This window comes from Mycobacterium sp. (assembly GCF_032162105.1).
Lineage (GTDB): Bacteria > Actinomycetota > Actinomycetes > Mycobacteriales > Mycobacteriaceae > Mycobacterium.
The window spans coordinates 1-12,895 of record NZ_JAVRPS010000228.1; the positions used below are offsets into that span (position 1 = coordinate 1).

Consider the following 12,895-nt stretch of genomic DNA (forward strand, 5'->3'; position numbering starts at 1 on the left):
CGGAGCGCTGCGCAGACCGGGATGTCGAAGCAGTGTGGCTCCCAGTAGAAGTAGTTGCGCAGTGGCCGGAAGAAGTCATCGAAGTTGGCGATCTTGTCCCGCAGGTCTTGCGCCGTAGCGACTGTGCCCTGGAATGCCTTGGTCTGCTCGTCGGTGACGGCGCCGGATTGTTGCTGCAGCGCATACTGTTGCCGCAGAACGTCGATCGAGTTGTTGATCACGTCGACCTGCTTGAGCAGGTCGGCGCCGCGGGCCTGCTGAAAGGGCAGATTGTTGATCTGAGACGCGCTGCCTGCGCTGATCTGGAACGGTATCGACGTGTGGTCCAGGGGTGTGCCCAACGGACGGGTGATCGATTGCACCTGTGCGATGCCGTCGGTGTGGAAGACCGCCTTGGCGACCCGTTCCAACAAGATCATGTCGGTGGAATTGCGTAGGTCGTGGTCGGCTTCGATCATCAACAGCTCGGGATTCAGCCGCGCCTGTGAAAAGTGGCGTTCGGCGGCCGCGTAGCCGACGTTGGCCGGGGCACTGGCGGGCATGTAGGGCCGGGCGTCGTAACTCGTCTTGTAGGCGGGCAGGGCGAGCAGACCGATGAGGGCGACGGCGATCGTCGCCAGAAGGATGGGCCCGGGCCAGCGGACGATGGCCGTGCCGATGCGCCGCCAGCCCCGGGTGCGCATGGGCCGGCTTGGTTCGAACAGACCGAAATGGCGACCGATGATCAGTAAGGCCGGTGCCAGGGTCAAGGCCGCCACCACCGCGACGAGGACGCCAGTTCCGGCGGGAATGCCGAGGCTTTGAAAATACGGGAGCCGGGTGAAGGTCAGACACAGCACCGCGCCGGCAATCGTCAGGCCCGAACCCAAGATGATGTGCGCGGTGCCGTGGTACATCGTGTTGAACGCCGAGACGCGATCCTGCCCGGCCTGACGCGCTTCGTGAAATCGGCCGAGAATGAAGATCGCATAATCTGTCCCGGCGGCGATGACCAGCAGCGTCAGCAGATTCGTCGAATACGTCGACAGCTCGATGATGCCGGCGTTCGCGAGCACGGCGACGACGCCGCGGGACGCCGTCAACTCGATCATCACCGTGAAGATCACGAGAAACACCGTGGTGAGACGACGGTAGAGCCAGAACAACATCACCGCGATCACTCCGAGGGTGATCAGGGTAGTTTTCAGGGTGCCGTGGCGGCCCACCTCGAACTGATCGGTGACCAGGGGCGCGGCGCCTGTGACATAGGCCTACACCCCGGGCGGCGGCGGTGTGTGGTCGACGATGTTGCGTACCGAATCAACGGACTCATTTGCTAACGACTCGCCCTGGTTGCCAGCGAGGTAGAGCTGCACCAATGCCGATTTGCCGTCGGAGCTCTGCGAGCCGGCCGCCGTCAGCGGATCCCCCCAGAAATTCTGAATGTGCTCTACGTGCTTGGTGTCCTGGGAGAGCTTGTCAACCAAGCCGTCGTAGTAATGGTGCGCGTCGGCGCCGAGCGGCTGATCGCCCTCCAAGACGATCATCGCCGAACTGTCGGAATCGAACTCGCCAAACACCTTGCCAATGCGTTTACTGGCCTGCAACGACGGTGCGTCCTGGGGGCTCAGCGACACGTTGTGCGATTCGGCAACGGTCTCCAATTGCGGCACGAAGACGTTCGTGAGCACTGCCAGGCCCAGCCAGAACAGCGCGATCAGTACCGCGAAGCGCCGGATGAAGTCCGGAACCCGTTGGGTGCTCATCCGGACTTGTCCAGGCAATAGGTGAAGGCGTTCACGGTGTTCGCCGATCTCTCGTCCTTGACGGCGTCGTCGATCTTGATCCGACAGCCGATCGAGTCACTGTTGCCCTGAGCTTGGACGTTGACGAATACCGCGGGCTGGGTGGTAGTCGTGTCGTAGGCCCACGGCAGCGTAACGGCGTCGGCGCGCTGCGGTTGGGCGTTCACGTCCAGGTAGGTGATGGTTGCCACCGTGCCCGGCGGGCCAAAGACCTCCATGACCACGTGCTTCGGGTTGAACGGGACGATGTCGTTACCGGAGCCGCTGGGTGTCGACGTGACGTCCTGCGAGGCGAAGATGCCGTGCAGGCGATACACCGCCACTCCCGCCACCGCGAGCACCACCACCGCCACCACTACCATCCAGCGTTGGCTGAGTCGCCGTCTGATCGAAACCCGCTGCATCCGTGACCCTTTCATGAGCGGCGACAGGCGCGGACGGTAGAGAATTTCTCTAGGATGGCTAATCAACTAGGTTGACGGTACGACACAGGATCGGACTCCACAACACCGGACTCTACGAGTCGCGCGTTGCTGGCGAAGTGGATGTCTCACGACCTGCAATATTCAGAGCGACGGCCAATACGGAAGCGTTAGCGCCATGGTCAGACCCGCCAGTGGGCCAGCGTCTTCAACGACTTCCGGGATCGAGCACAGCTCGTGAAACGCCAGGGATCCTAGGCTTGCACTGCGCTGCCACCATGCAGGTTCTCAACGTCCGGGGCAATTGCAGACCATCGACGCGATTTAGCCAATCGTGTCGATGCGACGGACCAATTGCACTGGCAGGGCTCTCGGGGGAGGATGGCCCATGACTGACAACGCTGCACCTGACCCCACGGTGAGCGGATGGCATTGGCACCGCGACGAACTGACCAACCTCACGCAGGCCGCCGCGGCGATCCAGGTCGACATCCTGCTCGGCGGTCCCAACGCCGAGGCGGCCCAGCGACGCCCACCCGCGGATTTGATCGCCCGCTGGGCGCACGACGGGTGGCCCGAAGACGGTGCCGACCCCACCGCGCTCCTCGACGAGGTCGCCGCCCGGATTGCTCCGTACCCGTTCGGCAACGCTCATCCACGGTTCTCGGCATGGGTGAACTCACCGCCGCATCCCCTCGGCGCGATCGGGTCGGGACTGGCAGCGTCGCTGAACCCCAGCGTTGCCGGCGGAACCCACGCCGCAGTGCACCTCGAGCACCAGGTGGTGCGATGGTTCACCGACCTGCTCGACTGGACCGGCCGAGGCGGCGGGCAACTCGTCTCCGGCGGATCGGCGGCAACCCTGACCGCACTCGCGGTGGCCCGGCGCCGCGCGGCACTCTCGGTCGGCGTCGACGACCGCCGACAGGGGCTCGCCGACCTCGGGTTCCGGCCCGTCGTCTACGCCAGCGACCAAGCACACAGCTGCGTGACCAAGGCCGCCGAAGCCCTCGGGATCGGATCAGCCAACATCGAACGCCTACGCACCGACGACCACGACCGCATCGACCCCGCCGACCTGGAAGCCAAACTGACACAACATCAATCCGGGGTGCTGCCGGTGGCCGTGGTGGCGTCGGCGGGCACCGTCAACACCGGTGCAGTGGACCCGATCGCCGAACTCGCCGACACGTGTCGACGCCACCGATTGTGGCTGCACGTCGACGCCGCCTACGGCGGACCCGCGGTCCTGCTGCTCGACGAGTGGAACGACACCCGCCGCGCGCTATCGCTGGCCGATAGCGTTGCCCTGGACCCGCACAAGTGGCTCTACACCCCCGTCGACGCCGGACTGGTGCTGTTCCGCGACACCAACCCGGTGCGGGACACCTTCAGCCTGGTGCCCGATTACCTACGCACCGCAGGCGACGACACCGAGCCGGTCTGGTTCTCCGAATACGGCCTCGAGCAGACCCGCCCGTTTCGCGCGCTGAAGCTCTGGCTGGCGCTGCGCCACCTCGGCCGGCGAGGCGTACGTCACCTCATCGCACGAGACATCGCGGTCGCCACCGCGCTGCGCGACGCAGTCGATCGAGCAGAAGATTTCGAGCTGCTCGCGCACGGCCTATCGGTGGTGTGCTTCCGACACGTTCCCCCATGGGTGACACCGGAAACCGTTGATGCGCACAATGACACGACGCTGGCCCGGCTTCAATCACGCGGCGCGGCGTTCATCGCGGGCACCCGGGTCAACGGCAAATCCGCCTTTCGCGCGTGCATCGTCAACCCCGCTACCACCACCGAGCACGTGCACGCCTTGGTCGATGAGATTCGTTCGTGCGCAGCGGACCAGTAACGACACTCAGAGGTGCTTCCGTGCCTCCCGTTTCGACAGCCCGCTGAGTTGATCTTCCCGAGCATCGACGAACGTTTGAACCCACGTCGGGTCAGTGCGCGCGTACTGCCGCAGCGCCCACCCGATGGCTTTGCGAATGAAGAAGTCGGTGTCACCGGCGTTCGCGTCGATAGCCAGAGTGAGCAGTGTCAGATCCGTGCGTCGTTTCGAGCCCAACTGCGCGATGATCGCCGTTCGGCGCAGCCATAGATTTCGATCGGCCGCCCAGCCGAGCGCGATGGGCAGAACTTCGGTGGGATAGGTCGCCAAAATCGGGCCGATCAAGTTGCCAGCGATGTCATCGACGGTGTCCCACCAACCGCCGGCAATGATCAGTCGGCGATACAGCGGAATTCTGTCCGGAGTCTGGTGCGTGCGGTAAAGCGGGTGTTTGGCGAGTTCGACAGCGGCGTACCGCTCCTCACGGTGTGTTGCGCCGACGAATAGCCGCTCGACGGTGTCGTCGAAGGCACCTGCCGAATCGATGGGATGCGCGGAGAAGATCGGTCGACAGATTCGACGAACGTCGGGAAGGCGAACGCCGTAGTAGGGGATGTCCGACTTCATGTACTCCTGCATCGCGGGAGCGCGGCTCGGGTCACCGGCGGCGGCCAGTTCGCGGCGGACTCTGTCGGTTAGCTGGGCTGCGGACACTCTGAGATTCTCCGTGTCGATAGACATTCCGGTTGGGTCGGTGCGTGACGGACCGGCATTTCGGACGTGTAAAGAGTTCGCGCTCCTGCGCGCCCCCTCTTGCGCCTCGACGCCTCTAGTCATACGTTCGGCAGTAAGCGATCCGTTAAGTAGGTCTTAGCGAAACGAGGCATGTGTTTTCTGAACCCGCGACTGCCGTGACCGATATCGACGCAGCGGCCCGTGCCATGCTCGGAAATCGGCTCCGGGAGGCCCGCGAACGCGCCCGCATGTCCACGCGGGATGCCGCGGCCCGGGCAGGGGTGAGCGCAGGCTTCATCAGCCAGCTGGAGAACGGCAAGTGCGGAGTTTCCATCGGAGTGTTGAAGCGCATCGCTGCGGCCGTCAGCATCTCGGTTGCCGACCTGCTCTCCGACGAAGCACCCGTCGCGCGGCCCGTGTTGCGGGCACACGAGAGGCCCATCTTCTCTAGCGACAGCGGACTGCAGAAGCTGCTGCTCTCGCGGCCGCCGATCCGCCAGCTCGAGGTGTATGAAGGCACGTTCGAGGTGGGCGGCTCGACCGGACCCGAGGCGTACGCCCACGACAACGCACAGGAGCTCTTCTACGTGCTCACTGGCCACATCGAAGTCTCGATCGCCTCCGAGACGTTCATCCTCGGACCACGCGACAGCGTCGAGTACCTCTCCTCGGTCCCCCACCGGGCCGTGAATATAGGTGCGACCCCGGCCGAGGCCATGTGGATCACGTCGCATTTCACCCCGCCGATCGACACGAACCCGCTGAGCGCGCTACCCGCACACCAGATTAAGGAATGACACCATGGCTACTCGCGACCGCCTGCTGATCACCGGGGGCCACGTCTTCACGCCTGCCGGAATCGTCGAAGAGCCCGTTCTCATCGAGAACGGCATCATCACCGCGATCGGTGCGGACGCGCTCACCACAACAGGTGCCGTCGAGATCGACGCGTCCGGCGGCCTCGTCTCCCCGGGCTTTCAAGACAGCCACATCCATCCGTACCACGCCGGTCTCGACATGATTGCCTGCGACCTGACCCCGTACGTCACCGCCGACGGCTACCTCACTCGCATCGCCGAGTACGCGGCGGCCAATCCCGAGCTGCCGTGGATCAGCGGCGGAGGCTGGTCGATGGACTCATTCCCCGGCGGGCTGCCCGCCGCGGCGGCACTCGACGCCATCGTTTCTGACCGGCCGGCATTCTTTCCCAACCGCGACGGTCACGGCGCCTGGGTCAACACGAAAGCCTTGGAGATCGGCGGTATCGACGACGCGACGCCCGACCCGTTCGACGGCCGCATCGAACGCGACGCCGACGGCCACGCGATCGGGACGCTGCAGGAGGGAGCCATGGGCCTCGTCGCACGGCACGTGCCACAGCCGAGCCAGGACGACATGGACGAAGCGCTGAGAATCGCTCAGCGGCAACTGTTCGCCTGGGGCGTGACCGGTTGGCAAGACGCAATCGTTGGCGCCACGAACGACACCCCCGACCCCCTCGACTCGTATTTGCGTGCCACGGCATCCGGCGTGCTGAAGGCGCACGTCGTCGGCGCACTGTGGTGGGACCGCAACCGTGGGCTCGAGCAGATTCCCGAACTCGTCGAGAAGCGCGAGCGCGCTCTGGCCGCCGGGTTCGCGGCCACCTCGGTCAAGATCATGCAGGACGGTGTCGCCGAGAACTTCACGGCCGGGATGCTCGAGCCCTATCTCGACGCGTGCGGTTGCCCCGGGGAGAACATGGGCAAGAGCTTCGTCGACCCGACCACCCTCAAGGAGATCTCGGTTCGGCTCGATGCCCTGGGCTTCCAGCTGCACTACCACGCCCTTGGCGACCGAGCCGTGCGCGAGTCGCTCGACGCGGTCGAGGCGGCCCGAGCGGCCAACGGAGACAACGATCTTCGCCACACACTGGCACACATTCAGGTGGTCCACCCCGCAGACATTCCGCGGTTCGCCGAACTCGGGGTGGTCGCGAACATGCAACCGCTCTGGGCACGGCACGAGGACCAGATGGACCTCCTGACGATCCCGTTCCTCGGCACCCGCCGGGCCGCCTGGCAGTACCCGTTCGGCTCACTCCAGAGGGCCGGGTCGCTGTTGGCCTCGGGAAGCGACTGGCCGGTGAGCACGGCGAATCCGCTCGAGATCATCCACACCACCGTCAACCGGGCCCCCGCCGGAGCGACCGGCCCGGCCGCTCTGCCCTTCCTCGGCGAGCAGGCACTCTCCCTCGCCGACGCGCTGATCGCACACAGCCTCGGCACGGCCTACCTCAACCACGACGAGCAGCGTTCGGGAAGCATCGAAGTCGGCAAGGTCGGGGACATCGTGATACTCGACCGCGACATCTTCGCTGCCCCGGTGGCCGAGATCGGTTCAGCCACCGTGGTTTACACGATCATCGGCGGCGAGATCGTCTACGACGCCACCTCCACCCTGGTCTCGGCATGAGCATCACGGATCTGACCACCGAAGCCGCCGCGCCTCCCACCTCCGCGCCCGGCTCCGTTGAATTGCGCTCGCTCACCAAGAGCTACGGGGCGGCCGTCGCCGTGGACAACGTCACTCTCGACGTGCAGGCCGGCGAGTTCCTCAGCCTGCTGGGGCCGAGCGGGTGCGGCAAGACGACGACGCTTCGGATGATCGGTGGATTCGAGTTTCCCGACGACGGCTCCATCCAGATCTCAGGCCGCAACGTCGAGGACCTGCCGCCTCACAAACGCCCGGTGAACACCGTCTTTCAGGCTTATGCGCTGTTTCCGCACATGAAAGTCGCCGACAACGTCGCCTACGGACTGCGTCGCTCGGGCGTGGCGAAGTCGGAGATGGCCGATCGGGTGAGCCGTGCCCTCGACATGGTGAGAATGACCGCTTTCGCTACGCGAAAGCCGGCGCAGCTTTCGGGTGGCCAGCAGCAACGCATCGCTTTGGCGCGGGCTCTGGTAAATCGGCCAGCTGTTCTGCTGCTGGATGAGCCGATGAGCGCCTTGGACCGAAAACTGCGGGAGGAGATGCAGGTCGAGCTGAAGCTGCTGCAGCATGAACTCGGCACGACGTTCATCTTCGTCACGCACGACCAGGAGGAAGCGCTGTCGATGAGCGACCGGGTCGCGGTGATGAAAGACGGACGGATCGAGCAGATCGGCACGGCCTCAAGCGTTTACGATTCGCCGGAGTCGGCCTTCGTGGCAGGGTTCATCGGCCGGCAGAATTCCTTCCTTGGCACGATCTCGTCCTTCGACAGTGCGGGGGTGAGCGTGCACACCGCCGGCCTCTCGCTCTATTCCTCGCGCCCGACCAAGGGCAGCGTGCCAGCCTCGAGCGGCGCAGAGGTCACCGCAGCGATCAGGCCGGAGTCGGTGCTTGTCACGTCTGGGACGGCGCCCGGTGCCCCCGCTCCTGCGTCAGGCACCCCCGTCAACTCCGTCACCGGCACGCTGCTCGGCGTCTCAGAACTCGGCCACAGCCTGCAGTTGGTGATTCACACGCCGAGCGACGACCAGATTCTGGCCCGTCTCCCCCGCGCAGCCAACCCGCCCACAGAACTCGGTTCACCCGTGATTTGTTCGTGGTCCGCCGACGCCGTGCGGATCTTCACCTCGTAGCCGCTCCCTCGCTCACCCCACCGTCCGATCGTCTCCGACCCGACCCGGAAGTCACGCCATGAATCAGCCACAGCACATTCGCGTTCTCGTTCCCGAAGCGCTGAAGAACTCGCTCACCCGCCGAACCTTCCTGGGCGCCACCGCAGCGCTCGGGGCCGCCGCCTCCCTCGCCGCCTGCTCCAAACCGTCGGGTGGCGGCGGCTCGTCATCCGGCGGCCTGAACATCTACACCTGGGGCGAGTACGACGACCCCGCGGTGCTAACGGACTTCACCTCGGCCAAGGGCCCCAAGATCACACTCGACTCCTACGGCTCCAACCCGGAGATGATCGCCAAACTCAGTGCGGCGAAAGGCACCACGGGCTACGACATCTGTGTGCCCACCCACTCGTCCATCCAACAGATGGCGACCGGCGGACTGCTCACCGAACTCGACCTCGCCAAGCTGCCGAACATGAAGAACCTCACCGCGAAAGTCGTCAACACCCCGTTCGACCCCGGCAACAAGTACAGCGTCTGTAAGGACTGGGGCTCGACCGGTTACGTCTACGACACCACCGTCATCAAGCGCGAGCTGACATCGTGGGTGGACTTTCTCGACGCCGCACAGAAAGAGGCATCCGGAAGCTTCTCGCTCCTCGAAGATCAGGGCGAGGTCGCATTCACCTACTTCTACGCCAACCACATCGACCCCAACACGACCGACCCCGGCCACATCGCGGCCTACCGCACCTTCATCCTCGACAAGATCGCGCCGCACGTGCAGGCGTTCGAATCGTCGACCAACGCCTCCATCTCCTCCTCCGCCCGCACGCTGATTCACTGCTGGAACGGCGATGCCCGCCTGGGCATACTCGCCAACGCCGAACCCGACAGGTACAAGTGGGTCTGGCCATCGGAGGGTGCGAACCTCTGGCAGGACAACTGGGCCATCGTCAAAGGTGCACCACACGAAGACGCTGCGTACGAATTCATCAACTACGTCCTCGACCCAGCCGTGTCCCTCAAGGAACTCACCTACATCGGTTACAACACCGGGGTCGAAGGAATCGAGGCAGCGGCCACCAAAGCTGATATCAAACGGCCCGACCTGGTCTTCATCAGCGATGCCATCATGAAAAAGCTGGTCTACAGCCAAATGACGTCGGCGGACGGCACGATCATCGGCATCTACGACGAGCTCAAGGCCGCGGCGGGCAAGTGACCGCCTTGGAGGCACCGGCGGCGCAGAGGCCGAGCGCGGCGGACACCAAGCCGTCGCGGCGACGGCTGCGGCTACCCCGAGGACTCGGAGCCCTGCCGATCAGCGTCTGGATGCTGCTGTTCTTCATCCTGCCCTTCGGGCTCGTGGTCTGGTACAGCTTCGGCTACAAACCGGGCATCTACGTCACCCACGCCAACGACGTCCTCTCATTGGACCGATACGGTGAGGCTGCCTCGCCCGCGTTCTTCGCGATCTTCGTTCGCACGCTGAAGATCGCCGTAACGGGGACCGTGCTCTGCCTGGCGATCGCATTTCCGATGGCGTACTGGATGGCTGTCAAGCTCGCGCCGAAATGGCGCGGTGTCGTGCTGGCCTTGGTGCTCATCCCGTACTGGACCAACTTTCTCGTTCGCACCATCGGTTGGCAAATCTCGCTGACGCCACAGGGTTTCGTGTCCAAGACGCTGCAGTGGGCCAACCTGACCGACGGGCCGCTACACGTGCTCTACACCTCGGCTGCGGTTCAGCTCGGCGTGGTCTACAACTATCTGCCGCTGATGATCCTGCCCTTGTACGTGGCGCTGGAGCGTCTCGACCCGAAGCTGCTCGAGGCCAGCCGCGACCTCGGCGGCACGGTGTGGAACACGCTCTGCCACATCACCGTTCCGCTGGCCGCGCCTGGGGTGACCGCCGGATTACTGCTGGTCTTCGTCCCGCTGATGGGCGACTACATCACCCCTACCGTCCTCGGTGGGGCCAGCGGCAGCATGGTCGGTCAGATGGTGGCCGCCCAGTTCCAGAGCGCACAGAACTGGGCCCTTGGCGCGGCGATGGCCGTGTTGCTCATGCTGGCCATCTTTGGCACTAGCGCCGTGGTCGGCGGCGTTCTCAAAGTGATCGGTCGCATCACCACCGCCATGACATCCCTGAAACTCCCGGCGAAGGAGCCTTCATGAGCGTCGCAGCACAGGTGGCTGGCTCCCGTCGTCGACACAGGATCCGTCCCGGCGACGCCTTCCTGCACGTCTGGGGAATGCTCGGTCTGCTGTTCCTCTTCTTCCCGATCGTCGTCATCGTGGTGTTCTCGTTCAACTCGGGGCGCACCCTGCAGACGTTCGAGGGATTCGGCATCCAGGCCTACCTCGCGGCCATGACCAATCCGGCGATCGTCAACTCGATCACGGTCTCGTTGATCACCGCCACCGGCACCGCTGTGGTCGCCACACTGCTCGGCACCTTCGCCGGAATCGCACTGACCCGTCGGTCCGGCCGGTGGGCGCCTGGGCTGCTCGTGCTGCTCGGCCTCGTGATGGTGACTCCGGAGATCGTCAGCGCAATCTCGCTGCTCCCCTGGTTCGTCACCCTCGGCGTCGACTGGGGGCTCACGGGCTTCAACATCGGTCAGGTGCGCCTCATCATCGCCAACTCTCTCTTCGCAAGCGCTGTCGTCACTTTCATCGTGCGGGCCCGGATGACCGGGATGAACGAGACCCTCGAAGAGGCAGCCGCCGACCTGTACGCTCCGCCCTTCCGGCGGTTCACCGACATCACGCTGCCCCTCATTCGTCCCGCCGTCATCTCGGGTGCGCTGCTCGCCTTCACCCTCAGCCTCGACAACACCGTCGTCTCTTCGTTCGTCTCGGTCGCCGGCTCGACGCCGTGGCCGGTGTACATCTTCGCGTCGCTGAAGGCATCGCTGCGGCCGGAGATCGCTGCGATGTCCACGCTGATGTTGGTCCTCACACTGATCGTGCTCGGTGTCGCGGCCCTGATACTCCGCCGGGATCCGGCTGGTTCGGGCAGCGGGGCCGCCGGCCTGACAGGCGCGATGGTGGGGCGCTGAGCGCACCAGTTTGAGAACCTACCAACCAAACACCACCACCACTCACCGCACCAATGCAACTCTTCTACGGCGACAAAGGTTCGGCGCGCCAACGCATTTCAGAGCATAGTTGTGTGCCGCGGATTGCCGCTGGGTCATCGGCGTGAGAATCCAATCACCCCGCAGTTGCTTAGCGTCTCATCAGCTTGGCCGACGAGCGGTCAACATGCTGAGCTTACGGTGCAGGGGGCACAACAGGGGGGACGAAGTCGAATGTCATTCCGAGCAGCCACACCAGCGCCAGGACCACCGGCAGGTGGAAAATGAACTGCAAGAACGTGAATCCGACGAGATGGCGCGCCCTGAGCCCGAGCACCGCCAGCAAAGGCAGCATGAAGAACGGATTGATCAGGTTCGGCAGCGCTTCGGCCACGTTGTAGATCTGTACCGTCCAGCCCAGGTTCATCTGGACATCCGTGGCCGATTGCATCACGTACGGGGCCTCGACCAACCACTTTCCGCCGCCGGATGGGACGAAGAGACCGAGCACGACGGTGTAGAGCGCGATGACGATGGCGAAGGCCCCGCCGCCGACGCTCGTGAACAATTCCGCCAGCAGATCCGAAACAGTCTGGCCGCCACGACCTTCCGCCTTGGTGAGGATCGCCGCCATGGCGGCGTAGAGCGGAAACTGGACGAGGATGCCGCCTGTTGCCGGTACGGCCTTGGCGACGGCGTGCAGGAATTTGCGCGGCGTCCCGTGCAGCACGAGCCCGAGTATCAGGAAGACCAGCAGATACCCGTTCAGGCTGCTGACGACGGACAGGACGGGCTTGGTGAGCAGTTGGGAAACCAGCCATCCCAACGTCATCAGGCCCGCCAGCACGGGCAGGACGCGACTGTACTCGAGCCACTCTCCCGGCTGCGAGCGTGGCGGCACCTCCGTGTTCTGATCGTCCAAGTCCACGTCCAGATCCTCGGCGGTCATGATGGCCGCACCCCGCGGCGCGGAGAAATGTGCGATCACCACGGTCAGCGCCATGATGATGGCGCACATGAGCAGGGACTGCCACGTGAAGATCGTGGTGCCGAAGTCGAGAACCCCAGTGATCTTCAGTAGCACCGCAGGCAGTGAGCTGGCGGTTGCCTGCAGCTGTGCGGCCGAGGACGACATGCCCAGGGCCCACACGGCGCCCAGCCCCATGAAGGCCGCGGCGCCGAGCGCACGATAGTCCACCCGCAGATCGGTCCGACGGGCGATCGCCCGGGCCAGCAGACCACCGAATACCAGGCTGAGCCCCCAGTTCAGGAAGGAGACCGACATCGACAGGAACGCAACGAAACTCACCGCGCTCCTCGCCGAATGAGGCATCATGGCGAGGCGATCGATGAGCCTGGCCACCGGTGGGGATGTGGCGACGACGTATCCGGTCAGCACCACCATGGCCATCTGCAGGGTGAAGGTCGCCAGATCCCAGAAGCCGTC

At 64.7% G+C, this 12,895-nt stretch carries 10 protein-coding genes and 1 pseudogene; 7 read left to right on the top strand and 4 right to left on the bottom strand.

Annotation, left to right across the window (positions count from 1 at the left end):
- Nucleotides 1–1,745, bottom strand: a pseudogene (locus tag QOC69_RS11440) (MMPL family transporter); the annotation flags it as partial.
- Nucleotides 1,742–2,188 carry an MmpS family transport accessory protein gene (locus QOC69_RS11445; protein ID WP_526439445.1) on the bottom strand — a complete coding sequence of 149 codons (447 nt, stop codon included), beginning with the start codon at nt 2,186–2,188 and terminating at the stop codon, nt 1,742–1,744. The pseudogene QOC69_RS11440 and the gene QOC69_RS11445, both read right to left, overlap by 4 nt.
- A gap of 406 nt (nt 2,189–2,594) precedes the next feature.
- On the opposite strand from QOC69_RS11445, the gene QOC69_RS11450 reads away from it, so the two are divergent.
- Nucleotides 2,595–4,061 carry a pyridoxal phosphate-dependent decarboxylase family protein gene (locus tag QOC69_RS11450; protein WP_526439447.1) on the top strand — a complete coding sequence of 489 codons (1,467 nt, stop codon included), beginning with the start codon at nt 2,595–2,597 and terminating at the stop codon, nt 4,059–4,061.
- 6 nt (nt 4,062–4,067) lie between these two features.
- Here QOC69_RS11450 and QOC69_RS11455 read toward each other — a convergent pair whose 3' ends face one another.
- Entirely contained in the window at nt 4,068–4,754 is a 687-nt protein-coding gene (locus QOC69_RS11455) for a DNA alkylation repair protein (protein WP_526439449.1), read from the bottom strand.
- A 197-nt stretch (nt 4,755–4,951) separates the two neighbouring features.
- Between QOC69_RS11455 and QOC69_RS11460 the strand changes: the two genes are divergently transcribed.
- From QOC69_RS11460 to QOC69_RS11485, 6 genes are read left to right on the top strand one after another with little or no spacing between them, the layout of a single operon-like run.
- Nucleotides 4,952–5,572, top strand: coding sequence for a helix-turn-helix domain-containing protein (locus tag QOC69_RS11460; RefSeq protein ID WP_526439451.1), 621 nt, complete (start codon nt 4,952–4,954; stop codon nt 5,570–5,572).
- A 4-nt stretch (nt 5,573–5,576) separates the two neighbouring features.
- Complete coding sequence (locus tag QOC69_RS11465; protein WP_526439453.1) at nt 5,577–7,229, top strand: amidohydrolase; 1,653 nt, start codon at nt 5,577–5,579, stop codon at nt 7,227–7,229.
- Nucleotides 7,226–8,383, top strand: coding sequence for an ABC transporter ATP-binding protein (locus QOC69_RS11470; RefSeq protein WP_526439455.1), 1,158 nt, complete (start codon nt 7,226–7,228; stop codon nt 8,381–8,383). The genes QOC69_RS11465 and QOC69_RS11470 overlap by 4 nt, the downstream gene beginning before the upstream one ends.
- Before the next feature lie 58 nt (nt 8,384–8,441).
- Nucleotides 8,442–9,587 carry a polyamine ABC transporter substrate-binding protein gene (locus tag QOC69_RS11475; protein ID WP_526439457.1) on the top strand — a complete coding sequence of 382 codons (1,146 nt, stop codon included), beginning with the start codon at nt 8,442–8,444 and terminating at the stop codon, nt 9,585–9,587.
- Nucleotides 9,584–10,543: an ABC transporter permease gene (locus QOC69_RS11480; RefSeq protein ID WP_526439459.1), complete on the top strand. Its 960-nt coding sequence runs from the start codon at nt 9,584–9,586 to the stop codon at nt 10,541–10,543. Before QOC69_RS11475 ends, QOC69_RS11480 begins: the two co-directional genes overlap by 4 nt.
- On the top strand, nt 10,540–11,430 hold the full coding sequence (locus tag QOC69_RS11485; protein ID WP_526439461.1) for an ABC transporter permease: 891 nt from the start codon (nt 10,540–10,542) through the stop codon (nt 11,428–11,430). The genes QOC69_RS11480 and QOC69_RS11485 overlap by 4 nt, the downstream gene beginning before the upstream one ends.
- Nucleotides 11,431–11,644: 214 nt before the next feature.
- Here the strand turns inward: QOC69_RS11485 and QOC69_RS11490 are convergent.
- A partial coding sequence (locus QOC69_RS11490) for a short-chain fatty acid transporter (RefSeq protein ID WP_526439463.1) occupies nt 11,645–12,895 on the bottom strand: 1,251 nt, incomplete at its 5' end.

What these genes read in the sequence shown, in the direction of transcription:
- QOC69_RS11450 (WP_526439447.1), top strand. Translation starts at nt 2,595, where the DNA reads ATGACTGACAACGCTGCACCTGACCCCACGGTGAGCGGATGGCATTGG.
- QOC69_RS11445 (WP_526439445.1), bottom strand. Translation starts at nt 2,188, where the DNA reads ATGCAGCGGGTTTCGATCAGACGGCGACTCAGCCAACGCTGGATGGTA.
- QOC69_RS11465 (WP_526439453.1), top strand. Translation starts at nt 5,577, where the DNA reads ATGGCTACTCGCGACCGCCTGCTGATCACCGGGGGCCACGTCTTCACG.
- QOC69_RS11485 (WP_526439461.1), top strand. Translation starts at nt 10,540, where the DNA reads ATGAGCGTCGCAGCACAGGTGGCTGGCTCCCGTCGTCGACACAGGATC.
- QOC69_RS11475 (WP_526439457.1), top strand. Translation starts at nt 8,442, where the DNA reads ATGAATCAGCCACAGCACATTCGCGTTCTCGTTCCCGAAGCGCTGAAG.
- QOC69_RS11470 (WP_526439455.1), top strand. Translation starts at nt 7,226, where the DNA reads ATGAGCATCACGGATCTGACCACCGAAGCCGCCGCGCCTCCCACCTCC.